24 protein-coding genes, 1 pseudogene and 1 riboswitch are annotated in these 21,824 nt (G+C 64.8%); of the genes and pseudogenes, 14 read left to right on the forward strand and 11 right to left on the reverse strand.

Features of this window, described 5'->3' with window-relative positions; all coding sequences use genetic code 11:
• Positions 1-5 precede the first annotated feature (5 nt).
• A complete protein-coding gene (locus tag KM135_RS14665; protein ID WP_221714777.1) occupies positions 6-866 on the forward strand; it encodes a DUF7946 domain-containing protein in 861 nt (286 codons plus the stop codon).
• A gap of 52 nt (positions 867-918) precedes the next feature.
• On the opposite strand, the gene thiC is transcribed toward KM135_RS14665, so the two are convergent.
• The 3 genes from thiC to KM135_RS14680 all read right to left on the reverse strand — a co-directional run bounded on the left by thiC (position 919) and on the right by KM135_RS14680 (position 4,474).
• Positions 919-2,850 (reverse strand): phosphomethylpyrimidine synthase ThiC, encoded by a 1,932-nt coding sequence (gene thiC / locus KM135_RS14670; protein ID WP_246606154.1) that lies wholly within the window; start codon positions 2,848-2,850, stop codon positions 919-921.
• A 17-nt stretch (positions 2,851-2,867) separates the two neighbouring features.
• On the reverse strand, positions 2,868-3,281 hold the full coding sequence (locus KM135_RS14675; RefSeq protein ID WP_221714778.1) for a DUF2065 family protein: 414 nt from the start codon (positions 3,279-3,281) through the stop codon (positions 2,868-2,870).
• 66 nt (positions 3,282-3,347) lie between these two features.
• Positions 3,348-3,456: riboswitch (TPP riboswitch) on the reverse strand.
• Positions 3,457-3,589: 133 nt separating this feature from the next.
• A complete protein-coding gene (locus KM135_RS14680; protein WP_221714779.1) occupies positions 3,590-4,474 on the reverse strand; it encodes a MipA/OmpV family protein in 885 nt (294 codons plus the stop codon).
• Positions 4,475-4,561: 87 nt separating this feature from the next.
• Between KM135_RS14680 and KM135_RS14685 the strand changes: the two genes are divergently transcribed.
• A complete protein-coding gene (locus KM135_RS14685; RefSeq protein WP_221714780.1) occupies positions 4,562-4,741 on the forward strand; it encodes a hypothetical protein in 180 nt (59 codons plus the stop codon).
• Positions 4,742-4,800: 59 nt separating this feature from the next.
• Here KM135_RS14685 and KM135_RS14690 read toward each other — a convergent pair whose 3' ends face one another.
• The 3 genes from KM135_RS14690 to KM135_RS14700 all read right to left on the reverse strand — a co-directional run bounded on the left by KM135_RS14690 (position 4,801) and on the right by KM135_RS14700 (position 6,419).
• Positions 4,801-5,088: a hypothetical protein gene (locus KM135_RS14690; RefSeq protein WP_221714781.1), complete on the reverse strand. Its 288-nt coding sequence runs from the start codon at positions 5,086-5,088 to the stop codon at positions 4,801-4,803.
• A 48-nt stretch (positions 5,089-5,136) separates the two neighbouring features.
• Positions 5,137-5,928, reverse strand: coding sequence for a transglutaminase-like domain-containing protein (locus tag KM135_RS14695; protein ID WP_221714782.1), 792 nt, complete (start codon positions 5,926-5,928; stop codon positions 5,137-5,139).
• A 200-nt stretch (positions 5,929-6,128) separates the two neighbouring features.
• Positions 6,129-6,419 carry a hypothetical protein gene (locus KM135_RS14700; RefSeq protein WP_221714783.1) on the reverse strand — a complete coding sequence of 97 codons (291 nt, stop codon included), beginning with the start codon at positions 6,417-6,419 and terminating at the stop codon, positions 6,129-6,131.
• Here KM135_RS14700 and KM135_RS14705 point away from each other — a divergent pair.
• The 10 genes from KM135_RS14705 (at position 6,418) to KM135_RS14750 (ending at position 16,632) form a co-directional block, all read left to right on the forward strand.
• Positions 6,418-7,386, forward strand: coding sequence for a hypothetical protein (locus KM135_RS14705; RefSeq protein WP_221714784.1), 969 nt, complete (start codon positions 6,418-6,420; stop codon positions 7,384-7,386). The genes KM135_RS14700 and KM135_RS14705 overlap by 2 nt on opposite strands.
• A 138-nt stretch (positions 7,387-7,524) precedes the next feature.
• On the forward strand, positions 7,525-8,706 hold the full coding sequence (tgt, locus tag KM135_RS14710) for a tRNA guanosine(34) transglycosylase Tgt (RefSeq protein ID WP_221714785.1): 1,182 nt from the start codon (positions 7,525-7,527) through the stop codon (positions 8,704-8,706).
• A 44-nt stretch (positions 8,707-8,750) separates the two neighbouring features.
• Complete coding sequence (locus tag KM135_RS14715; RefSeq protein ID WP_221714786.1) at positions 8,751-11,429, forward strand: bifunctional [glutamine synthetase] adenylyltransferase/[glutamine synthetase]-adenylyl-L-tyrosine phosphorylase; 2,679 nt, start codon at positions 8,751-8,753, stop codon at positions 11,427-11,429.
• Between the two features lie 4 nt (positions 11,430-11,433).
• Positions 11,434-11,898 (forward strand): thioredoxin-dependent thiol peroxidase, encoded by a 465-nt coding sequence (gene bcp / locus KM135_RS14720; RefSeq protein ID WP_221714787.1) that lies wholly within the window; start codon positions 11,434-11,436, stop codon positions 11,896-11,898.
• A 37-nt stretch (positions 11,899-11,935) separates the two neighbouring features.
• Entirely contained in the window at positions 11,936-12,937 is a 1,002-nt protein-coding gene (locus tag KM135_RS14725) for an aldo/keto reductase (RefSeq protein WP_221714788.1), read from the forward strand.
• 99 nt (positions 12,938-13,036) lie between these two features.
• Positions 13,037-13,774 (forward strand): sulfite exporter TauE/SafE family protein, encoded by a 738-nt coding sequence (locus tag KM135_RS14730; protein WP_221714789.1) that lies wholly within the window; start codon positions 13,037-13,039, stop codon positions 13,772-13,774.
• Positions 13,765-14,571 carry a ferritin-like domain-containing protein gene (locus tag KM135_RS14735; protein WP_221714912.1) on the forward strand — a complete coding sequence of 269 codons (807 nt, stop codon included), beginning with the start codon at positions 13,765-13,767 and terminating at the stop codon, positions 14,569-14,571. The genes KM135_RS14730 and KM135_RS14735 overlap by 10 nt, the downstream gene beginning before the upstream one ends.
• 95 nt (positions 14,572-14,666) lie before the next feature.
• Positions 14,667-15,353: a M23 family metallopeptidase gene (locus tag KM135_RS14740; protein ID WP_343228205.1), complete on the forward strand. Its 687-nt coding sequence runs from the start codon at positions 14,667-14,669 to the stop codon at positions 15,351-15,353.
• A 148-nt stretch (positions 15,354-15,501) separates the two neighbouring features.
• On the forward strand, positions 15,502-15,825 hold the full coding sequence (gene erpA / locus KM135_RS14745; protein WP_221714791.1) for an iron-sulfur cluster insertion protein ErpA: 324 nt from the start codon (positions 15,502-15,504) through the stop codon (positions 15,823-15,825).
• Positions 15,826-15,858: 33 nt separating this feature from the next.
• Positions 15,859-16,632: an exodeoxyribonuclease III gene (locus tag KM135_RS14750; protein WP_221714792.1), complete on the forward strand. Its 774-nt coding sequence runs from the start codon at positions 15,859-15,861 to the stop codon at positions 16,630-16,632.
• A gap of 48 nt (positions 16,633-16,680) precedes the next feature.
• Here the strand turns inward: KM135_RS14750 and KM135_RS14755 are convergent, their stop codons facing one another.
• Complete coding sequence (locus tag KM135_RS14755) at positions 16,681-17,544, reverse strand: SDR family oxidoreductase (protein WP_221714793.1); 864 nt, start codon at positions 17,542-17,544, stop codon at positions 16,681-16,683.
• Positions 17,545-17,630: 86 nt separating this feature from the next.
• On the opposite strand from KM135_RS14755, the gene KM135_RS14760 reads away from it, so the two are divergent.
• Positions 17,631-18,056 carry a winged helix-turn-helix transcriptional regulator gene (locus tag KM135_RS14760; RefSeq protein WP_221714794.1) on the forward strand — a complete coding sequence of 142 codons (426 nt, stop codon included), beginning with the start codon at positions 17,631-17,633 and terminating at the stop codon, positions 18,054-18,056.
• An 8-nt stretch (positions 18,057-18,064) separates the two neighbouring features.
• Here the strand turns inward: KM135_RS14760 and KM135_RS14765 are convergent, their stop codons facing one another.
• From KM135_RS14765 to KM135_RS14780, 4 genes and pseudogenes are all read right to left on the reverse strand, one after another.
• Positions 18,065-18,445, reverse strand: coding sequence for an iron chaperone (locus KM135_RS14765; protein WP_221714795.1), 381 nt, complete (start codon positions 18,443-18,445; stop codon positions 18,065-18,067).
• 11 nt (positions 18,446-18,456) lie between these two features.
• Positions 18,457-19,254: pseudogene (locus KM135_RS14770) on the reverse strand (ATP-binding protein); the annotation flags it as partial.
• Positions 19,255-19,321: 67 nt separating this feature from the next.
• Positions 19,322-20,014: a hypothetical protein gene (locus KM135_RS14775; protein ID WP_221714796.1), complete on the reverse strand. Its 693-nt coding sequence runs from the start codon at positions 20,012-20,014 to the stop codon at positions 19,322-19,324.
• Positions 20,015-20,190: 176 nt separating this feature from the next.
• The gene (locus KM135_RS14780; protein WP_221714797.1) at positions 20,191-20,415 is read right to left on the reverse strand and encodes a DUF6471 domain-containing protein; all 225 of its coding nucleotides are present in this window, start codon (positions 20,413-20,415) and stop codon (positions 20,191-20,193) included.
• Between the two features lie 188 nt (positions 20,416-20,603).
• Between KM135_RS14780 and KM135_RS14785 the strand changes: the two genes are divergently transcribed.
• Positions 20,604-21,563 carry an IS1595 family transposase gene (locus KM135_RS14785; RefSeq protein ID WP_221714798.1) on the forward strand — a complete coding sequence of 320 codons (960 nt, stop codon included), beginning with the start codon at positions 20,604-20,606 and terminating at the stop codon, positions 21,561-21,563.
• Positions 21,564-21,824 lie beyond the last annotated feature (261 nt).

The following is a 21,824-nucleotide window of genomic DNA, read 5'->3' on the forward strand; positions in this document are numbered from 1 at the left end:
GTGTTATGACTGACATAAAGCTCAAATTTGAGGGTAGTCTTTCCGACAACCATGTGCTTGATTTTTATGACGCCTCCCGCGCGATGGTCGGATTCCAGCGATCTTTAGCTCTGACCACTCATTTGGTTCTGAATGGCGAAATTATAACTCAAGCACCCTCTTTGAAGAACGCGGAGATATTAGCAACTACGCCTTCTCCAGGTTCTTGGGAAGTCATTGCCAGCATCGTCGGTGCTGCGTGGATAGCCGGTACTGCAAATAAAGACAGTCCGCTCGGGCACTTGCTGCACTCAATCTACGACTACGTTATAGCCAATAGTCTTGGCTTCCATGTCGATTACAGCAAAAGCCTCTATCAATCGTATCAAGAAGAATTACAAAAAAAGAAGATAACGCCCGAGAAATTAGACAGTTTAACAGAAAAAATTGAAAATAGTATTATCGATATGCATCGACCCGTGGTGGCATCAAGGTCAGCAAATTCCGCTAAAATATACTCCATAGACTATCGCGGCCAACATCAGGTTGGCCCGGAAATGTCTTTAGTTACTTACGAATACATTTCAAAGACGATTCGCAGAGAAGAAATTGTTCAACACAACGGGCTGGTTTCAAGCTACAATATCAATACCTACAAAGGACGGATCTTCCTTCCGGAAGAAGAAAGGCCGATACCCTTCGAACTCGAAGAAGATGCGCGAAAATACGACCAGATAAACTTAGTCGTATCAAGCCTGCGTTCCAATGCCACACGAAGTAACGAACTCTCCTCCAGTATCTTAATGCACGGAAGGCGTCTAGAAGCGCCTTCTGGCCGTTTAAAGGCCTTACTGGTAAACCGGGTGTCGCCATATTTAGATTTCTAATGATCTAAACTTTGAACCAAAAAAATTTGAAAACTACGTTCATTCTGCGGCCTCAATCCCGCTCCCGACCACCAGCGCCCATATACAGCTCGCTGCCCGTCTCCTTGAACACCTTGCTCATCTCTTCCATCCCCTTCAGCGCCGCAGCCTTGCTCGCAGCCGCCGTCTCCGCGCCCGTCGGCCCGGTGGCGATGAAGCCCTCCACGCCCTGATTCTGCTTGTTGGCGAAATCCCGCACCTCCTGGCTGATCTGCATCGAGCAGAATTTCGGCCCGCACATGGAGCAGAAATGCGCGGTCTTGGCGCCTTCGGCCGGGAGGGTCTGGTCGTGATATTGCTCGGCGGTGTCGGGATCGAGCGACAGGTTGAACTGGTCGCGCCAGCGGAATTCGAAGCGGGCCTTTGAGAGGGCATTGTCGCGGACCTGCGCCGCCGGGTGCCCCTTGGCGAGATCGGCGGCGTGGGCGGCGAGCTTGTAGGTGACGACGCCGACCTTGACGTCGTCGCGGTCGGGCAGGCCGAGATGCTCCTTGGGCGTGACATAGCAGAGCATCGCCGTGCCGTACCAGCCGATCTGGGCGGCGCCGATGCCGCTGGTGATATGGTCATAGCCGGGCGCGATGTCGGTGGTGAGCGGGCCAAGCGTATAGAAAGGCGCCTCGCCGCACACCTGCAGCTGCTTCTCCATATTCTCCTTGATCTTGTGCATGGGCACATGGCCCGGCCCTTCGATCATCACCTGCACGTCTTCCTTCCATGCGCGGTGGGTGAGTTCGCCCAGCGTGTAGAGCTCGGAGAATTGCGCCTCGTCATTCGCGTCGGCGATGGAGCCGGGGCGCAGGCCGTCGCCCAGCGAATAGGCGATGTCATAGGCCTTCATGATCTGCGTGATCTCGTCGAAATGCTCGTAGAGGAAGCTCTCCTTGTGGTGCGCGAGGCACCATTTCGCCATGATCGATCCGCCGCGCGAGACGATGCCGGTGACGCGCTTGGCCGCCATCGGGATGTAGCCGAGGCGCACGCCGGCATGGATGGTGAAATAGTCGACGCCCTGCTCGGCCTGCTCGATGAGCGTGTCGCGGAAGATCTCCCAGGTCAGTTCCTCGGCAATGCCGCCGACCTTCTCCAGCGCCTGATAGATGGGGACGGTGCCGATCGGCACGGGCGAATTGCGGATGATCCACTCGCGCGTGTCATGGATGTTGCGGCCGGTGGAGAGGTCCATGACCGTGTCGGCGCCCCAGCGGATCGACCAGACCATCTTGTCGACTTCGCTGGCGACGTCCGACGCGACGGCGCTGTTGCCGATATTGGCGTTGATCTTCACCAGGAAATTGCGGCCGATCGCCATCGGCTCGGATTCCGGGTGGTTGATGTTCGAGGGGATGATGGCGCGGCCGCGGGCGACTTCATCGCGGACGAACTCGGGCGTGACATAGTCTGGGATGGAGGCGCCGAAGCTCTCGCCGTCGCGTACATAGGAGGCGAGGCGCTCGCGGCCGAGATTCTCGCGCTCGGCGACATATTCCATCTCGGGCGTGATGATGCCGCGGCGGGCATAGTGCATCTGGCTGACGTTCATGCCGGGCTTCGCACGCAGGGGGCGCTGGACGACATTGGGGAAGGGGCGGACGCCGCCGCTGCGATCCGGGCCGAGCTGGCCGTTATCCTCGGGCTTGATGGCGCGGGCGGCATAATCCTCGACATCGCCGCGCGCCAGGATCCAGTCGCGGCGGAGCGCGGGGAGGCCGGCCATGATGTCGATCTGGGCATTGGGGTCCGTGTAAGGCCCGGACGTGTCGTAGACGCGGATGCTGGGCTCGCCGCTCGACGGCTCCAGGTCGATCTCGCGCATGGCGACGCGGATGCCGCTGCCGGACTTGGCGGCGACATGCACCTTGCGGCTGCCACGGATCGGGCCGGTGGTGACGCTAACGGCGCCTCCCGCGTGGAGGCCTTCAGTGCGCGCGGGGATGTCAGCCATGGGAGGGGGACCTTTCTTCAGACGATATCATGATAGCCCGCAGTGCCGGTGAGGCCCGCGAAGCCGAGAAGGATGCCGAGCAGGATCGAGACGATCGCCCAGATGCGAGTGAACCTGAGCGACCAGAAGCCGATGCGCAGCAGCAGATGCGGCACGACCATGAACAGCGCGCCCTCGATGAGCGCGATCCAGCCGACAGCGGTGACGAGGATCGCTAGCGGGTCGGTGAGGAAGCCATGGACATAGACGAGCGTGACGCCGAGCGCGAAGACGACCACGCCTGTCATCATGGTGAGCGCGGCGGAGGCGGCGAACTCGTCCATCATCTGGCGCCAGCGGTCCGGCTTCGCGAGGCCGGAGAGGCCGGCGAGGATCATGTAAAGGCCGATCGCCTGCGCGAGATAGAGCGTCAGCGGCGACAAGGTGTTCATGCTCGGCTCCTCCTCACGTGCGGCACGGGGCGCGGAACGGAGAAAGGCTGGCGGGGGCGACGTTTGACCGGTGGCCCGCTCCACTCCCTCCGCCGGTACGAGCCGGTTCAGGTTCGACGGGTCGTGGGGCGCGACGCCCACCTCTCAGCCTGCGCAGGCTCCCCGGGGAAGGTGTCTCCTTAGCGCATGGGGGGAAGGCTTGCTAGCCCGTTGCTGCGGCGTGGGTGGCCAATTCCCCTCTCCGGCATGCGGGAGACAGCAAGGTCCGCATCCCGCCCGGTGTTCGGCGGCGGGACGCCTTGTTTGCGTCAGAAGGTGAAGGCGATGCCGGCGCCGAGCAGGAACTGGTCCTTCGATCCCCGCAGCGACACGATCGGCGAGCGGGCGAAATTGCCGAGCAGGCGCGAATAGGAGAGGCCGCCGACGAGCGCGAAGCCGCCATTGGCGAGATTGCCGTCGAGATCGTAGAAGGTGATCAGCGAGGTGCTCGCGGACTTCCAGCCGGCGCGGGCCGTATAGGCGGGCAGTCCGGAGGCAATGGCGCCGGCCGGCGTCACGTCGAAATAATAATGCGCATAGCTGCTGTCGACGTGGTCGGCCGAGACGTTGAGCGCGACCGCGAACGAGGTGGCGAGCGGCGTCAGGAAAGTGACGGTCGGCTGGACGATCGTGCCCCGATGCGCGCCGGCTACGTCCTTGCGCACATCCACGCCGAACGACAGGCTGTCATAGGGATTGGTGATCCGGTTGATGCTGAAGCCGGCGGTGCCGCCGACCTCGACGGCGGTATCCTTCTTGCCGAGCGCGATGACCGCGGGGTCCCTGATCTGCTTCGTCCGGTCGAACCGCCCACGGGCGACCGGGCCCAAATTGAAGGAAATCCTGCTGTCGCGCGGCTCGTTGATCAGATCGAGCGCGAGGCCGGCCGGGCGCGGCGAGATGGTGAAGCCCGCGAGGCGCCCCTGCAGCCCGGCGACCGGAAAGGCCACGTAGCTGTCCGATCCCTCATAGCCCGGCCCGAACGCGAGACCGGCGCCGATGGTCAGATAATCCCCGTCGAACACGGTCGGCGCGGCGGGCGCGTCGGCGCTCTGCGAGAGCGGATCGGGCGGGGGAGGCGCATCCTGCGCGAGCGCTGCCGTGGCGACGAAGACGAGGGGCGAAGCGACGAGCGCAGACAGAATGCGGATCATATATCCCCAGCAACGGTTGGGTGCGGCTTTGGTTGCCTCTCCGTTCGGGAACAGCTTCTTAACGCCTGCGCCCTATCATTGGCGATCATGGCACGCAGACTCAAGTCCACCGATCGCGTCACGCTCGCCCTCCGCCTCGCGGACGGCTCGCTGCTGCCCGTGGAAGCGTCTTCGGACGCGCTGCGCTTCATCGGCCGTTACAGCCGCCTTTCCGCCTTCGGGCCGCTGGGCACAAGGCTGAAAGCGCACGTCGTCGCCAATCGCTAAGCGAAGCGTCGGGGCGGCGGCGACCCTCCCATTTGGCATCTAACCCGGCATTCGAGAGCTCAACCCTCCGCAAAGGGCGGGCGAACCTTCAGATAGGCTTTCTGCTCGGCCGCTTCCTGGCTGGTATAGACGGGCGACGGGGTGCCGTCCGGAACGACATAGTCCCCAAAGCCCATGTGCTTGTTGTAAAGCTGCATCGCCTCGGCCCAGGACGCCGCGCGCACGCTGAAGACGAGGCGCGCATGGGGCGTGAAGCTCGGCCGGAGCCGGTCCTTCTCCTCGCTGACGGGGCCGAAGTCGCTATAGCCCTCGTCGCTTTCCCAATATTCGTGAAGCAGTCTGGGCATGGGCCTATTAGAACGCGGCCATGACCGATTGCAACGTCGCCGCGGCGTTCAGGCGGCGAGTTGCCGGGCCGGCTCCACACTCACGCTCTGGCTGATCATCTCTACCGGGCCGAAGGAGGTCAGGAACGCCACATCGGCGGCGTCGCGCCCGATGCCGATCTTCGCGGTCGCGCCTTCGTCCGTCATGCCGGTCGGATCGACCAGCTGCCAGGACCCGTCCAGAAACACTTCGGCGACGGCATGGAAATCCGGTGGCTCCACGCCGAGGGCATAGACGCTGGCAAAGCGCGCGGGGATGGCCGAGGCGCGGGCGAGGGTGATCAGCATATGCGCATAGTCGCGGCACACGCCCTGGCGTCGCACGAAGGTCTCGAGCGCCGTCGTCTCGGAATTGCTGGACCCGGGCGCGTAGGTGAAGCTCTCGCGGATGAAGTCGCGCAGCGCGGCGATCCGTGCGCCGCCCTCATAGGCGCCGAATTCGGCGGCGACATAGCTGCGGAACTGGTTGGCCGGGCAATAGCAGCTGTCGAGCAGATAGGGCACGGTCTCGCCGGGGAGCAGATGCGGCGGAAGCGCAGCGAGCGTGCTCAGGTCGGCCAGCACCCGCTGGATATCCACGGTTGCGCGATAGGATGCGGTGAACTGTCCCTGAGTGCGCAGGAAGATGCGCTCGCCGATGCTGTCCTGCGCGGGCACGCGGGCGAAATGCTCGCAGGGGCTGAGGTCCAGGGCCGCGTTGCTGACTGATTGCTCAGGCAGGTGCGCCGCCTCGATCTGGAGGAGGAGGTCGGTCGTTCCGGGCAGCGCATAATCGAGCGCGACATCGATCTGGAGTTTCATGTTCCGGCAATGCACGGATCGGCAATTGGTGGCGCCGGTCCCGGAATTTCCCTCTCCGACCCGTCTGTCCCGGAATAGGGCAGCCGTTCCTTATCCCCCTCGTGGGGGATGACCACCCCGCTCGCCCCTCCTAGGCCCGCCCGTCGGGGACCCGAGAGGTAAACAATGCATTTCCTATCGACTACACATCTGAATTCACGTCATAATCGCGCGATCCTGCGGCTGGCCACGAGCAGCGCGCTGATCGCGCTCCTGACTGCCTGCGGGGGTAGCGATGGCGGGGGCAGCGCGGGCGGCGGCGCCGTCGTCCTTCCCACGCCGACGCCGACGCCGAGCCCGACGCCCGCGCCCAGCGCAAAGCCCACGCCGTCACCAACGCCCACGCCCTCGGGCGCCGGGCAGATCGCCTCGGTGGACGAGGGCGCCATCCCCGGCGTCAGCACGGCCGATTCGGTGCAGAGCTTCAAGGTGACGAACACTGGCCTGTACATGAAGGTCGACTACGACAATGACAGCAAGGCGGACACCGTCATCAAGCTGCGCGGCACGCCCGCGTTCAGCGACGCCTGGTATGTCGCGACGCCCAATCCGGGTGGCGGCATCACCGACTATGCGCCGAGCAACATCTATTCCGAAACGCGCAGCGGCGTGGCCTTCTACTGGGCGGGGCCGGCGGGCGACCGGAAGGATTATGAGCGTTGGGGCCATCATACGGTCAATAATGGCGGCGCCTCGATCCAGGCCGACGAGGCTTATTTCGGCAATTATGGAATCGACTTTGTGGCTGCGGGCGCTCGCAGTGGCACAGTCGCCTCGCGCCCCTGGGTTCTGTGGTATCAGCCCAGCACCATCAGCGAAGGCAATGGCCACAAAATCTATCAGGACGACGGCGCCTATTCCAAGCCGAACACGATATCGGATCGCTTCACTACCGCAGCGACGCCGCATGCGCCCGTCAGCACCAGCATCATGCTGTCGCACCCGAGCGATCCGGAGCTGTATATCGGCGCCGACAACAGGCTGCTCGTCTACAGCGCGGCGAAGCTGGAGCGCAGCTGGACCCTGCCGGAAGCCGGATCGATCACCGACATGGTCTGGGTCGACGGCAAGCTCTACTTTGCGCAGGGTTCCAAGATCTATCGCGTCGATGGCGGCACCATCAACAGCGTGGTGTCGAACGTCGTCGATCCGCTGGCCGGGATCGGCGGGCGCTTCTGCATCAGCGGCGGCGAGATCTTCCTCTCCACCGGCGAGGCGGTCCATCTGACGACCAGCACGCGGCGCAACTGGATCAGCAAGGGCAATCTGAGCTCGTCGCAGACGGCCGCGGCCGGCATCCTCAAGGGCCGGATCGGCGGGGGCGGCGTCTATTGCTCCAGCTATGCATCCGGCACGACGATCTACAGCTATTCGGTGTTCGACCAGAAGATCATGGTGGTCACGCCCGTCTCGAACTGAGCGCCTTCCCGGCGGGTGCCGGGGACATATCCGGGACCGTGCCGCTTCCGACCCGGCGCGGCTCCGGACATCCTTGGGCGAGGCGTTGTGGGATGCCTCGCCCTTTTCTTCGCGGCGCATGGCGTTATGGCACACGTGATGAGCCAAGACGCCCCCCGCTCCACGTTCCGTGTGCCCGCCGATCCCGGCAGCACGCGCTTCGCCTTCGCCGTGCATGCGACGGACGGCAAGGCGCGCGCTGGCAAGATCGCGATGATGCGCGGCACGATCCGCACGCCCGCCTTCATGCCCGTCGGCACGGCGGCGACGGTGAAGGCGATGCGCCCGGCCGAAGTGCGCGCGAGCGGCGCGGACATCATCCTGGGCAATACCTATCATTTGATGCTGCGCCCCGGCGCGGAGCGGGTGGCGGCGCTGGGCGGCGTGCATGCCTTCTCCGGCTGGGAGCGGCCGATGCTGACCGACAGCGGCGGCTATCAGGTGATGAGCCTCTCCGCGCTGACCAAGGTCACCGAGGAAGGCGTCGCCTTCGCCAGCCATATCGACGGATCGCGGCACATGCTGAGTCCCGAGCGATCGATGGAGATCCAGCGGCTGCTCGGCAGCGACATCGTCATGTGCTTCGACGAGCTGGTGCCGACGACCACCAGTCGCGACGAGCAGGCGCGGGCCATGGAGCGATCGATGCGCTGGGCGCAGCGTTCGCGCGAGGGCTTCGATGCCGGCGGAGCGCATGCGGAGCGGGCGGCCCTGTTCGGCATCCAGCAGGGCGCGCTGGACGAGGCGCTGCGCAAGGAAAGCGGGCAGGCGCTCGTCGACATCGGCTTCGATGGCTATGCGGTCGGCGGGCTGGCCGTGGGCGAGGGGCAGGAGGCGATGTTCGCCTGCCTCGATCATTGCACCGGGCCTCTGCCGGTCGAGACGCCGCGCTATCTGATGGGCGTCGGCAAGCCGGACGATATCGTCGGCGCGGTCGAGCGGGGCATCGACATGTTCGATTGCGTGCTGCCGACGCGATCGGGCCGCAACGGGCAGGCGTTCACCTGGAATGGCCCGCTCAACATCCGCAATGCGCGCTTCGCGCAGGATCAGGTGCCGCTCGATGCGCGCTGCACCTGCCCGGTCTGCGGGAGCGTGAGCCGCGCCTATCTGCACCATCTGGTGAAGGCGGGCGAGATGCTGGGCGCGATGCTGATGACGCAGCATAATCTGCATTTCTATCAGGCGCTGATGGCGGGGCTGCGCGGCGCGATCAGCGAGGGGCGGCTGACGGCGTTCGCGGATGGGTTTCGCCGGGATTATGCGTCGAAGGCGTTTTAGCCAGTCGTTTTGTTTCGCTCCGAGGGGCGGTTTAGGGAAAGAGGATGAACGACGCACTCAACCGCGCCCGGCAGCATTCGCCCTTCCTCGCACGCCAGATCGATGCCTATCCCGATCTTGTTACACTGCTGGAGGCGGGGGAGATTGAGCAGGCCTGGACGGCGGCACGCGCGCTGGTGCCCGGCGAGCCGATCGAGCGGCGGCTGCGGGTGCGGCGCAGCGCGGTGGCGCTGGTGGCGGCGATTGCCGATCTGTCGGGCGTCTGGGATCTCGACACGGTCACCCAGAGCCTCACGGACTTTGCCGACGAGGCGATCGATACGGCGCTGACCGCGGCCTTTGCCGAGCGCTATCCGGATGAGACGCCGCGCGGCATCGCGGTGATCGCGCTCGGCAAGCATGGCAGCGGCGAGCTTAATTACAGCTCCGATATCGACCCGATCCTGATCTTCGATCCCGAGACGATGCCGACGCGCGCGAAGGAGGAGCCGCAGGAAGCGGCGCTGCGCGTCGCGCGACGGATGGTCTCGCTGCTCTCGGAGCGGACGGGCGACGGCTATGTGTTCCGGGTCGATCTGCGGCTGCGACCCTCGCCCGAGGTCTCGCCGATCATCCTGCCGGTCGATGCGGCGATCTCTTACTATGAGAGCGCGGCGGTCGGCTGGGAGCAGGCGGCGTTCATCCGCGCGCGGGCGGCGGCGGGCGACGTGGCGCTCGGCAAGAGCTTCCTCGCGGCGATCCGGCCGTTCGTCTGGCGGCGCAGTCTCGATTTCGGCGCGATCCGGGCGATCAGCGACGTCTCGCGCCGCATCCGCGCGCATTATGCCAGCGGCCAGCGCTTCGGCCCGGGCTATGACCTGAAGCGCGGGCGGGGCGGCATTCGCGAAGTCGAGTTCTTCGCGCAGGCGCATCAGCTCATCCATGGCGGCCGCAATCCGGACCTGCGCGCACCGGCGACGCGCGATGCGCTGAAGATATTGAGCGAGACCGGGCTGATCGCACCGGACATCGTGGCGCAACTGGATGCCGCCTATGTGATGCTGCGCACGATCGAGCATCGGCTGCAGATGGTCGACGACAGGCAGACGCACAGCCTGCCGGGCGATCCGGGCGCGATGGACAATGTCGCGAAGCTGGAGGGGCTGGCGGATGGTGCGGCACTGCTCGCGGCGCTGACGCCGCATGTCGAGGCGACGGGGCTGACCTTCGATACGCTGGTCGGCGAGGAGGATGATGCGGATCATCATCTGCCCGATGACGAGCGGGCGCTGGCGGCGCGGCTCTCCGATATCGGCATCGAGGAAACCGAGCCGTTCGTGCAGCGGATCGGCCGCTGGCGTGACGGGAGCCTGCGCGCGCTGCGCAGTCCGCCGGCGCGCGAGGCGCTGGAGGAATTGCTGCCCGGCCTGATGCGCGAGATCGCGCGCGCGCCCGCGCCGCTGACCGCGCTCAACAAGCTGGATCAGGTGATCGCGGGCCTGCCGAGCGCGGTCAATTTCCTGCGCCTGCTGGTCGCGCGGCCGGGGCTGGCGGAAATCCTCGTGCTCATTCTGGCGCATGCGCCCACCCTGGCCGATGCGCTTGGGCGGCGGCCGGCTCTGTTCGACGGGCTGATCGACCAGAGCGCGCTCGACCTGCCGCCCCCGGTCCAGGCGTTGGTGGCGGACATGAAGCGCCGCGACACGAGCGAGGATTTTCAGGGCCTTCTCGATCATGTGCGCCACGCGGTCGGCGAACGGCGCTTCGCGCTCGGCGCGCAGATCGTGAGTCGCGAGGTCGATCCGCTCGAGGTCGGCATGGGCTATGCGCGCGTGGCCGAGGCGGCGGTCGAGGTGCTGGCGCAGGCGGCGATTGCCGAGTTCGAGGGGACGCATGGCAAGGTGCCGGGGAGCGAACTGGCCATCCTCGCGCTCGGACGGTTCGGCGGCGGGTTGTTGACCCACGCGTCCGATCTCGATCTCATCTTTCTCTTCACCGGTGATTTCCACACCGAGTCCGACGGGCGGCGGCCGCTGGGCGCGACGCTCTATTTCAACCGGCTCGCCCAGCGCGTGATCAATGCGCTTTCCGTGCCGACCGCGGCGGGCGCGCTCTACGAGGTCGACACGCGGCTGCGTCCCTCGGGCAATCAGGGGCCGATCTCGGTGAGCTTCGAGAGCTTCGAGCGTTATCAGTGCGAGAGTGCCTGGACCTGGGAGCATCTGGCGCTGACGCGGGCACGGCCGGTGTTCGGATCGGTGCAGGCGCGCGGTGAGCTGGAGGCGATCATTGCGCAGACGCTGATGGTGGAGCGCGATCTCGCGGCGCTGCTGCATGAGGCCGTGAAGATGCGCGGCGACATCGCGACGCACAAACCGCCGGCCGGACCGCTCGACGTGAAGCTGATGCCCGGTGGGCTCGTCGATCTCGAATTCTTCATTCATGTGACGCAGCTCACGCATCGCCGGGGCTTTTCGCCGAGCCTCAATATCGCGCTGGACAGACTGGTGGTCGAAGGTCTGGTCGCGCCGGAGCTGCGCGCCGCGGCGGATCTGCTGACGCGCTATCTGGTCGTCTCGCGCCTCGTCACGCCGCAATCGACTGAGCCCGCCGAGGAAAGCCGCTGGCTGGTCGCCAAGGCCTGTGGAGCGGCGGACTGGTCGGATCTGCTTGCCGGAATCGACGAGGCGCGGCAGATCATCGGGGAGAACTGGCGGGCGCTGGCCGCCAAAGCGGAAGGATGAAGCGATGCTGAGCGAAGGCGACAAGCTGCCCGACGTCACCCTGACCGGCGCCGACGGGGCGCCGCTCATGCTCGCCGCCTATCGCGGCAAGCCGCTCGTCGTCTATTTCTATCCCAAGGCCGATACGCCCGGTTGCACGACCGAGGCGATCGACTTTTCGGGACTCATCGACGATTTCGGTGCGCTCGGCGTGCCGGTTATTGCGGTTTCGAAAGACCCGATCAAGAAGCTCAATCGCTTCGCCGAGAAGCATGGCCTCTCGGTGACGCTCGCCTCGGACGAGGACGGCAGCGTGTGCGACGCCTTCGGCACCTGGGGCGAGAAGAGCCTCTATGGCCGCAAATATATGGGCATCGAACGCGCCACCTTCCTCGCCGACGCCAAGGGCAAGATCGTCAAGGTCTGGCCCAAGGTGAAGGTGAAAGGGCATGCGGCGGATGTGCTGGCGGCGGTCAAGTCGCTAAGCTAACCGCTGCACCTCATGGGCTGATCTGCGCGGAGGTGGGATGAAGAAGCGCATATTGGGCCGGACCGGGCTGGAGGTTTCGGAGCTCGTGTTCGGCGGCGGCTGGGTGGGCGGTATTCTCATCAATGCGGATGACGAAACGCGGCGCGTGGCGATCGGCCGGGCGCTGCGGGCGGGCGTCAACTGGATCGATACGGCGCCGAGCTATGGGCAAGGCCGCTCCGAGGAAGCGCTCGGCTGGCTGCTGCCGGAACTGGCGAGCCAGCCCACGCTCTCGACCAAGATCGGCCTCGACTGCGCCGACCTCAGCGACATTGCCGGGCAGGCGCGGCGCAGCATCGAGGCCAGTCTCGCCCGCCTCGGTCGGGAGAGCGTGGACGTCATCTTCCTGCACAACAGCCTCGCGCAAGAAACCGGCGGGCGCAGCCTGTCGCTCGCCCATCTGCTGGGGCCGGGCGGTGCGGCGGAAGCGCTGGAGGGGCTGCGCGATGCGGGGCTGACCCGGTTCATCGGCATGACCGCCTCGGGCGATGCGGATTGCTGCCGCGAGGCTGTCGCGTCCGGCCGGTTCGATGCGGCGCACGTCTATTATAATATGCTCAATCCCAGTGCCGGGCGGCAGGGCATGCCGGCGCGCTGGACGGGGCACGACTTCACCGGGCTGATGGACATCTGCGCCGCGCACGGCACTGGCATTGTCGTCATCCGCGCACTGGCGGCGGGCGTGCTGGCGACGGACAGGCGCCATGGCCGCGAAGTCGTCATGACCGGGGACAGTGAGATCGCGATCGAGGAACGGCGTGCTCAGACGGCCATGGCGGCGCTGGGGCTGGATGAGAGCGGCATGACCCGGCACGGCACGCGCAGCCAGGCGGCGATCCGCTTTGTGCTCGCCCATCCGGCCATAGCCTGTACGGAAGTGGGCTTTGCCGAACTGGACCATCTCGATCAGGCCATCGAGGCGATGGAGATGGGACCGCTGCCGGACGAAGCGCTGGCGGCGCTGGAGGCCGTTTGGGAGCGGGGCTTCGATCTGGATTAGCGTCTTGGCCCTCTCTCCCAAACGGGAGAGGGTAATCGGCGTTGTCCTCCACCGCCCCATAGTGACGCTCGGCCCATTTCCGTCTAACGCGCCCGCGACATGGCTGGTGCGCTCATCATCGTCACGGCGTTCCTGACCGCTTTCCTGTCGGGCATTCTCGGCATGGCCGGCGGGCTGATCCTGATGGGCGCGCTCGCGCTGCTGCTGCCGGTCTCCGCCGCATTCGTGACGCATGGCATATTGCAGCTCGTCGCCAACGGCTGGCGCGCGGTGGTGCATCGCGAGTTCGTCGATTGGGCTATCCTGCGCAATTATGCGGTCGCGTCTTTTGTTGCAGCTGCGGTCGTTTCGCTGATCGGCTTCACGCCGTCCCGGCCGCTGCTCTTCCTGTTGCTCGGGCTGGTGCCGATGCTGGTCTGGCTCCCGCGCCATTGGGTCCGGCTCGATGCCGCGCGCACGCCGCATGCCTTGCTCTCCGGATTCCTGGTGACCAGCCTCAATCTGACCGCCGGTGTCGCCGGGCCGCTGCTCGACATCTTCTTCCTGCGTACCGCGCTGACCCGGCACCAGATCGTGGCAACCAAGGCCGCGACGCAGGTTTTCAGCCATCTCGCCAAGATCATCGTGTTCGGCGCGCCGCTGCTCGGCAGCGATACGGCGGGCATGCCGCCTGCCTGGATGTTCCTCATCGCCATTCCCGTCTCGATGATCGGAACGATGTGCGGCGGCTGGGTGCTGGACCGGATCAGCGACGTCAATTTCAAGCGCTGGACCGCCATCGTCGTGACCATCATCGGCGGCTTCTATCTGGCAAAGGCGGCACAGGCATGGATGTGACTGAAGCCTCCAGTCTCGGCGAAGCGTGCGTCGCCGTGCTGCGGTGCAGCGATGCGCGCGGCAAGGTGATGCTGGCGCGCAAGGTGGCGCGCGACTGGCGGCTCGGACGGCTGGCGCATCGCTTCGATGCCGATGTGCCGGAGCGACCGGGCCGGCCCGACGAGCCGGAACTGCTGCCGCCCAATCGCATGCCCAGCCGGCGCAAGGGCGGATCGGAACGCGGGCGCATCGCGATGATCCATGCGCTGGCGCATATCGAGTTCGTCGCGATCGACCTCGCCTTCGATCTGGTCGCGCGCTTCGGCGCCGATTTCCCGCGGGCGTTCGCGGACGACTGGCTGCGGGTCGGCGCCGATGAGGCGATGCATTTCGCACTGCTCGCGCGGCGTCTGGAGGAGATGGGCAGCCGCTACGGCGCACTGCCGGCGCATGACGGTCTGTGGGAAGCGGCGATCGAGACGGCGCATGATGTGGCGGCCCGCCTGGCCATCGTGCCCATGGTCCTGGAGGCCCGCGCGCTGGACATCACGCCGGAAACCGTCGTGCGTTTCAGGCGTTTCGACGATGAGCGGACTGCCCGGATGCTCGAACGAATCGTTGACGACGAAATTCGCCATGTCGCCGCCGGGACGAAATGGTTTTTGTGGTCGATGAATCGAACCGGCGCAAACCCGCAGAAAAGCTACCAAAATCTTGTGCGGCGGCATTTTCGCGGTGCCGTTAAGCCGCCGTTCAACGACTCGGCGCGGTCTGAGGCCGGTTTAACGCGCGATTTCTACGGCCCCCTTGCGAGTTAACCTTTTCTTCGCTCGAACAGCATCAACCGGTGCACATGTATCGGAAACAAAAAATCTTCGGGAGCTCGATCGCACGGGCTCAAGATGGGGTCCGCATGGTTCGATCGCTCGCCGTGGCCGCAAAGGCCGCAGCAAAAATTCTGGCGCTGGCCACGATCATGGTCGTTTCGCCCGCCGCCATGGCCGCCGAGTCAGGCGCTTCCAACGACGCGCAATTCTCCTCGCTGTTCGCTGCCTGGGTGCAGATGGAAGCCGCGACCGAGCAGAGCGTGACGAAGACGAGGGCCTCCATTCCTTCGCGCGAGCCGGTCGAGAACATCTCGCTGACGTCCAGCTTCGGTAACCGCTCCGACCCGTTCAACGGCCGTCGCCGCATGCATCAGGGCATCGACATTCCCGGCCCGATCGGTACGCCGATCTATGCCACCGCCGATGGCGTGGTGCAGCGCGCGGAATGGGCGAATGGCTATGGCAATCTCGTCGAGATCAACCACGGCAATGGTCTCGAGACGCGCTACGGCCACATGTCCAAGCTGATCGCACAGCCCAATGAGCGCGTTCGTCGCGGCCAGCTCATCGGCCTGATGGGTTCGACCGGCCGTTCGACCGGCAGCCACCTCCATTATGAAGTGCGCATCGCCGGCGCGGCCGTGAACCCGATGCCCTATATCGAGGGCACGAACTACGAGCTGGCCCTGGCCCAAGCCAAGGCGCACAACGAGCAGCAGATCGCCATGGGTGGTCCGGAAGCCCGCAAGAGCACGGACAACAAGGGCAAGTAAGTCCGCCGCCCTCCCGAGGGACCGGCAAGAAGCAAGCGCTCGGATGCTCCGGGCGCTTTTTTCTTTGCGCGGCCGACCGGGATCAGCGCCAAGGCGACTGCGGACAGGCCGGCTTGTCGTTCCGGACCACAGGCCCTATCTTGGCGCCATGGACATCGCCCTATCTTCGTCCGCCGCCGCTCGTGTCGCCTGGATCGCCCAGCGGCAGAGCAAGCCGGCCATCCTGCGCCTCGCGGTGGAAGGCGGCGGCTGCTCGGGCTTCCAGTATCGTTTCGGCCTCGCCGATGCGCCGGACGCCGACGATCTCGTCGTCGAGACGGACGGCGTGCAACTCGTCGTGGATTCGATGAGCCTCGATCTGGTGCGCGGCGCCACGGTCGATTTCATCGACAATCTCGGCGGCGCCTCGTTCAAGGTCGAGAATCCCAATGCGACAGCGGGCTGCGGCTGCGGCACGAGCTTTTCCGTCTAGCTAATCGCGCATCCGACCGGGTAAGAGCCGGGGATGCGCATCGCCACCTACAATATCAACGGCATCAAGGCGCGCCTGCCGCGCCTGATCGAATGGCTGACCGAGACGCAGCCGGACGTCGCCTGCCTGCAGGAAATCAAGACGCAGGACGAGGGCTTTCCGATCAAGGATATCGAGGAGGCGGGCTATGGCGCGATCTGGCACGGGCAGAAGGGCTTCAACGGCGTCGCCATCCTCGCCAGGGGCGCGACCCCGGCCGAAGTGACGCGGAGCCTAGCGGGCGAGCCGGAGGACGAGCATAGCCGCTATATCGAGGCCGATGTGAACGGCGTGCGGGTCGCGTCCATCTATCTGCCGAACGGCAATCCGGTGCCCGGCCCGAAATTCGACTACAAGATCCGCTGGATGGCGCGGCTGCGCGCGCGCGCGGCGCAGATCTGGGCGGAGGAAGTGCCGGCGGTGCTGGCCGGAGACTATAATGTCATCCCGTTCGACCGCGACGTCTGGAAGCCGGCGGCGATGGCGAGCGACGCGCTGATGCAGCCGGAAAGCCGCTCGGCCTACAAGACGCTGCTGGGCGATGGCTGGACCGATGCGCTGGCCTCGCGCCATCCCAATGGCGGCGTGTGGACCTATTGGGACTATCAGATGAATGCCTGGCCGCGCGACGCGGGCTTCCGCATCGACCATCTGCTGCTCTCGCCCGCCGCCGCCGATCGGCTGATCGAGGCGCAGGTCGACAAGGAGCATCGCGGCCGGGAGAAGGCCAGCGACCATGCGCCGACATGGGTGCGGCTGAAGGGTTGAGAGGGGTCAGGCCTCCGGATTGAGGCCAGACCCCTCACCGGGCCGCTCCTACTTGCCGAGCGCGGCGGCGATGACATCCGACATGGAGGTGGTCGGTCTGCCGATCAGCGTCTCGAGCGTCCGGCTGTCGTCGAACAAGCCGCCTTCGCTGGCGCCGAGGTCCGATTTGGCGAGGAGGCCCGCGATGAAATCGGGCAGGCCGGCCTCGATCAGCGCCTTGCTATAGTCTTCCGGGCTCAGATTGATCGCCGGGACCGACTTGCCGCTCTGGCGGGAAAGATCGGCCGCCAGCTCGGCCATCGTGAAGCTGGTGCTGCCGGCCAGCTCGTACACCTTGCCCGACTGGTCCTCCGCCGAAGTCAGCACGGCGACTGCGCCTTGCGCGAAGTCGGCCCGCGTCGCGGCGGAAATGCGGCCGTCGCCCGCGCAATGGGCGAGCGCGCCATGTTCCAGCGCGGCAGTCAGCCGGAAGACGTAATTCTCGCAATACCAGCCGTTGCGCAGCAGGACATAAGGCACGCCGGCCTCGGCCAGCACGGCCTCGGTCGCCTTGTGCTCGGCGGCGATCGCAAGGCTCGTCTCGCCGGCGCGCAACACGCTCGTATAAGCGATGAGCCCGACGCCCGCTGCCTTGGCCGCCTCGATCACCGCCTTGTGCTGCGGCACGCGCTGACCCACCGCATTGCCCGAGATCAGCAGCAGCTTGTCCACGCCCTGAAGAGCGGGCGCCAGCGTTTCCGGCCGGTCATAGTCGAGTTCGCGGACCACCGCGGCCATCGCGGCGAGCGGCGCGGCTTTGTCGCTGTCGCGCGCTCCGGCCACGACCTTGATCCCGGGATGGTCTTTCAGGAGACGCTCAACGACGATCTTGCCGAGTTCACCGGTCGCGCCGGTGACAGCGATAGTAGGCATGTTCATTTCTCCGCTTGGTTCTGCTATGAGTGCTGGTCTCATATGGTAACCAGTGCCGATCGAAAAGTAGGGAGCTTGACGTAACCATGGGACCGGCCACGACCAGATTGACCAGGATCCTCTCCGGGGAGATGTCCTGGCCCGAGGCCTCGCAGCCGCAGGACGGCGGCGCCTTCGCGGCCTGCCCGGTCCGCGACGTGATCGACCGGCTGCTCGGCAAATGGACGATCCTGCTGCTGCTCGTGCTGCGCGACCGGCCACGCCGCTTCGGCGAGCTGTCGCGGCTGGTTCCCGACATTTCGCGGCGAATGCTCTCGCAGTCCCTGCGCGAGCTGGAACGGGACGGGATGGTGTCGCGCCATATATTGAGCGCACGGCCGCCGGCAGTCGAGTATCGCCTGACGTCGCTCGGGCAATCCGCGCAGGCGCCCCTGATCGCGCTGCTCGATTGGGCGGCGGACGCGCACGGCCCGATCCGGGAAGCGCGCACGGCTTTCGATGAGATGGCCTGAATCTTCGTTCACTTCACGGGCGGAGCGACGGCGGCCTCTTGCCCGTATTGCTGCGCGAGAGCGGCGGCGACGCGGCCGATGAGCGCGATCGGGACCGTCTCCTTCAGCGGGAAGATCAGATTGTCCTTGGGGCCGCGCCAGGAGGAGAGCTCGTAGAGCAGCGCATCGTCATGCACGGGAGGATAGACGCCGATATGCTTCTTGAAGGCCGCGAAATAGAAGAAGACGCGGTTCTTGCCGGTGCCGGTACGATAGGCGGGCATCTGGTAGCTGATGCAACGCTGGGCGGTCGGAACGACGCGCTCGACCTCCGCCTGGATGGCTTCGAGCAGCGGGCGCACCTCGGCGGGCACCGTGGTGAAATAGTCGTCATGGGTCGCATGGGCCATGGCGTTTTCCTTCAGTTCACTGGCGCGCGGCGGCGGTAGCTCAGGGCCTCTGCGACATGGACGCGGCCGACAGTCTCCGCCTCGGCCAGATCGGCGATGGTGCGGGCGACGCGCAGGACGCGGGTGTAGCCGCGGGCACTGAGTTTCATGGCGGCGGCGGCCTGGGCGAGGAGATCGCGGCCGGGCGTGTCTGGCGTGGCGATGTCCTCGAGGGCCTTGCCGTCGAGCTCGGCATTGGTGCGCGCGCCGCCGGTCTCGGGCGCGCGGGCGGTCTGGCGGGCGCGGGCGGCGGCGACGCGGGCGGCGACCTGCGCCGTGCCTTCGCTAGGCGGGGGCAGGACGAGATCGGCGGCGGTGACGGCGGCGACCTCGACATGGAGATCGATGCGATCGAGCAGCGGCCCGGAAAGCTTGGCCTGATAATCGAGCGCGCAGCGTGGGGCGCGGGAGCAGGCGAGGCTGGGATCGGCGAGATGGCCGCAGCGGCAGGGGTTCATCGCCGCGACGAGCTGGACGCGGGCCGGGAAAGTCACATGCGCATTGGCACGCGCGACGCTGACCTCGCCGGTTTCGAGCGGCTGGCGCAGGCTGTCCAGCACGGCGCGCTGGAACTCGGGCAGCTCGTCGAGGAAGAGCACGCCGAGATGAGCGAGGCTGACTTCGCCGGGTTTGACCTTGAGGCCGCCGCCGACGAGCGCGGCCATCGAGGCGCTGTGATGCGGGGCGCGATAGGGGCGGGTCTGGCTGATCCGGCCGCCCGAGAGCGTGCCCGCGACCGAGGCGACCATCGAGACTTCGAGCGCCTCCGGCATTATGTAGCAAACGCACCAAAGGGGCGCGGCTTAGCCGCGAAGGCGCGTGATTAGCGCGCTCGCATCAGTCTTGATGCTCGTAGTCGGCATTTTCAACAGCCTTGAGGGTCGTACTCGGCCCGTCTCCGATTTCACGGCAGAAGGACGTTCTGCGCACATAGTTTCCACTCGCCTGCCTGTAATCAACCCAGCCCATAATGTAATAGCGAGGACCATAGGAATACCCATCTTGATTATTTATCTCGATGAATTCGCGGGCAATGAAGTGGAACTTCATCCAGTCGCCGGAATTCATTTTAGCCCCCCTTGGCCTCACTCTGCTGGATTTAGGTTGCGCTCTCAGAGGGAGAATGTTCCCGGCGTAGGTTCGATATTTTCCTTCATATGGCGGGATGGCTGGAAGTGGCCCTTTGATGCAATAAATCCAGCACCCAGCAGCATGAAATATGGCATCGCTCCCGCCAATGTTCGTTGCCGTAAAGCTCCCGTAGATACCTCTCTCACATTGTTTGAAATCGACACGCCTAATAACGATTCTCGGGCGGTGCTCGGCCATCAGCGCATCTTGGCCGATCTTGTTGGCCTCCCTCGTAGCTTGGAAGGTTGTGTAAACAAGATAAACGCCGACGACACTCAAGCACATGCCGATCACAGCGGCGGCGCCCATTATGTAAGCCCAAAGGGCGGATCGTTTTTGAGCTACCAAATCCTGTTCGTCGCGCTCATTTGCGCGGCGTTCGTGGCTAGCATCGTTCACGCATTGAGCCTGTTGGACAGGGGTCATGCGGACACAGGTCTCGGTTATCTTCTTGTAGGTATCAGCGGAATATTCTGTAGTCTGATAATCGGCTTGCCGTCGATATTCGGCGGACTCTGAAAGCCCGAAGCCGATGAAGCCAACCGACAGTAGGACAGATATTGCAATGCCCGCTGTCAGGCCAGGCTTAAGCTGCTTACGCCTATCGCTTCGAGACATTGGATCAAGAATACCGCTGTGAATTTTCCCCGGCTCAGCTTGTTCCTGATATTCGGCTCAGAGTCCACTACGCCGATAGCAGCGAGCTTATCGACGAGCTGCGCATAGCTCACATTCCGGCGCTTTAGTTCGGCCTTGAGTAGGCCCTTAACGCGGGCCTCCCATTCGGCATTGTCAGCCATTCCCAAACGCTCCGTACAACAGGAAGCCGATGACGGCGTATCCGGCTACGGCGAACGCTACGGTTCTAATTTGCCTGACTGTCGGCATGTTGCATCCTCTATGATGTTAATGTCATCATATTCGATACGAATGCCATTGACAACAGTGCAGATATGTCATTATATGCGATGCATAGGCACCGCAAACGATGGCGCAACACTTCCTCCTATCGGCTAAAGCCCGCACGATCAGCCTCAAGGCTGTTTTCAGCATGGGCGAAGACAAGGCCTACGAGACGTTCCGCGCCATGCGTTGGCCCGAGACGGACGGCGAGGCTGTGTGCCCGCGCTGTGGCTGCGTCGAGAGCTACGACATTCCCACGCGCCGCAAGTTCAAGTGCGTTGCCTGCCATCACCAGTTCTCGGTGACGAGCGGCACGATCTTCGCCTCGCGCAAGATGAGCTTCACGGACCTTCTCGCCGCTATCGTGATCTTCGTGAACGGCGCGAAGGGCGTTGCCGCGCTTCAACTGAGCCGCGATCTCGCTGTCCAGTACAAGACGGCCTTCGTTCTCACGCACAAGCTGCGCGAGGCGATGGCGCGCGAGCAAATGGGCCGCACGCTCAACAACACGGTCGAGATCGACGGCGCATATTTTGGCGGTTACGCCAAGCCGGAAAACCGCAAGGAAGATCGCAAGGACCGTCGTCTCTCAGAGAACCGCACCGGCAAGCGCCAGTGCGTCGTCATCATGCGCGAGCGCGGCGGCAAGTCGCTTTCGTTCATCGTGCGCAACGAAGGCGACGCCGTCCCCTATGTCCGCGATCATGTCGGCACGCTCGCTACGATCCACGCCGACGAAGGCACGGGCTGGGATGCGCTGCATGCCGGTTGGGATGCGAAGCGCGTCAATCACTCGGTTGCGTTTTCTGACGAGGGCGCCTGCACCAACCAGGCGGAAAGCTACTTCTCGCGCCTGCGCCGCATGGAAGTCGGCACGCATCATCATATCGCTGGCCCGTATCTCGGCCAGTATGCCCGTGAGGCTTCGTGGCGCGAAGATAACCGCCGCGTCGATAACGGTATGCAGGCTGCGATGGTGCTGGATGCCGGTTTGGCGAGCCGCGTTAGCCGGAACTGGAAAGGGTATTGGCAGCGGGCGGCGTGAACAAACGGCGAATATTAACGATACGGCCGCTTTAAAGGAAACTGTCAGCTTCAGAATGCCCCATAAATTGCCGCCAGAAGCCCGCTGGAGCGATTTGTGGGGCACGGGGTTGTCCCGACACCATATTGACGGCGCCGTCAATTCTGCGCCATCTGAGGGCATTTTGGCTTGTATTGATTTCCGATTCAGCCCATAACGACAAAGACCCGAAGCGCGCTAACGCTCCGGGCCAATGTTGAACCGCGGGAATAGCGCGGTTGA

This window comes from Sphingobium xanthum (assembly GCF_019737615.1).
Classification (GTDB): Bacteria; Pseudomonadota; Alphaproteobacteria; order Sphingomonadales; family Sphingomonadaceae; genus Sphingobium; species Sphingobium xanthum.

What these genes read in the sequence shown, in the direction of transcription:
- KM135_RS14665 (WP_221714777.1), top strand. Translation starts at nt 6, where the DNA reads ATGACTGACATAAAGCTCAAATTTGAGGGTAGTCTTTCCGACAACCAT.
- thiC (WP_246606154.1), bottom strand. Translation starts at nt 2,850, where the DNA reads ATGGCTGACATCCCCGCGCGCACTGAAGGCCTCCACGCGGGAGGCGCC.
- KM135_RS14675 (WP_221714778.1), bottom strand. Translation starts at nt 3,281, where the DNA reads ATGAACACCTTGTCGCCGCTGACGCTCTATCTCGCGCAGGCGATCGGC.
- KM135_RS14680 (WP_221714779.1), bottom strand. Translation starts at nt 4,474, where the DNA reads ATGATCCGCATTCTGTCTGCGCTCGTCGCTTCGCCCCTCGTCTTCGTC.
- KM135_RS14685 (WP_221714780.1), top strand. Translation starts at nt 4,562, where the DNA reads ATGGCACGCAGACTCAAGTCCACCGATCGCGTCACGCTCGCCCTCCGC.
- KM135_RS14690 (WP_221714781.1), bottom strand. Translation starts at nt 5,088, where the DNA reads ATGCCCAGACTGCTTCACGAATATTGGGAAAGCGACGAGGGCTATAGC.
- KM135_RS14695 (WP_221714782.1), bottom strand. Translation starts at nt 5,928, where the DNA reads ATGAAACTCCAGATCGATGTCGCGCTCGATTATGCGCTGCCCGGAACG.
- KM135_RS14705 (WP_221714784.1), top strand. Translation starts at nt 6,418, where the DNA reads ATGAAGGTCGACTACGACAATGACAGCAAGGCGGACACCGTCATCAAG.
- KM135_RS14700 (WP_221714783.1), bottom strand. Translation starts at nt 6,419, where the DNA reads ATGTACAGGCCAGTGTTCGTCACCTTGAAGCTCTGCACCGAATCGGCC.
- tgt (WP_221714785.1), top strand. Translation starts at nt 7,525, where the DNA reads ATGAGCCAAGACGCCCCCCGCTCCACGTTCCGTGTGCCCGCCGATCCC.
- KM135_RS14715 (WP_221714786.1), top strand. Translation starts at nt 8,751, where the DNA reads ATGAACGACGCACTCAACCGCGCCCGGCAGCATTCGCCCTTCCTCGCA.
- bcp (WP_221714787.1), top strand. Translation starts at nt 11,434, where the DNA reads ATGCTGAGCGAAGGCGACAAGCTGCCCGACGTCACCCTGACCGGCGCC.
- KM135_RS14725 (WP_221714788.1), top strand. Translation starts at nt 11,936, where the DNA reads ATGAAGAAGCGCATATTGGGCCGGACCGGGCTGGAGGTTTCGGAGCTC.
- KM135_RS14730 (WP_221714789.1), top strand. Translation starts at nt 13,037, where the DNA reads ATGGCTGGTGCGCTCATCATCGTCACGGCGTTCCTGACCGCTTTCCTG.
- KM135_RS14735 (WP_221714912.1), top strand. Translation starts at nt 13,765, where the DNA reads ATGGATGTGACTGAAGCCTCCAGTCTCGGCGAAGCGTGCGTCGCCGTG.
- KM135_RS14740 (WP_343228205.1), top strand. Translation starts at nt 14,667, where the DNA reads ATGGTTCGATCGCTCGCCGTGGCCGCAAAGGCCGCAGCAAAAATTCTG.
- erpA (WP_221714791.1), top strand. Translation starts at nt 15,502, where the DNA reads ATGGACATCGCCCTATCTTCGTCCGCCGCCGCTCGTGTCGCCTGGATC.
- KM135_RS14750 (WP_221714792.1), top strand. Translation starts at nt 15,859, where the DNA reads ATGCGCATCGCCACCTACAATATCAACGGCATCAAGGCGCGCCTGCCG.
- KM135_RS14755 (WP_221714793.1), bottom strand. Translation starts at nt 17,544, where the DNA reads ATGCCTACTATCGCTGTCACCGGCGCGACCGGTGAACTCGGCAAGATC.
- KM135_RS14760 (WP_221714794.1), top strand. Translation starts at nt 17,631, where the DNA reads ATGGGACCGGCCACGACCAGATTGACCAGGATCCTCTCCGGGGAGATG.
- KM135_RS14765 (WP_221714795.1), bottom strand. Translation starts at nt 18,445, where the DNA reads ATGGCCCATGCGACCCATGACGACTATTTCACCACGGTGCCCGCCGAG.
- KM135_RS14780 (WP_221714797.1), bottom strand. Translation starts at nt 20,415, where the DNA reads ATGGCTGACAATGCCGAATGGGAGGCCCGCGTTAAGGGCCTACTCAAG.
- KM135_RS14785 (WP_221714798.1), top strand. Translation starts at nt 20,604, where the DNA reads ATGGCGCAACACTTCCTCCTATCGGCTAAAGCCCGCACGATCAGCCTC.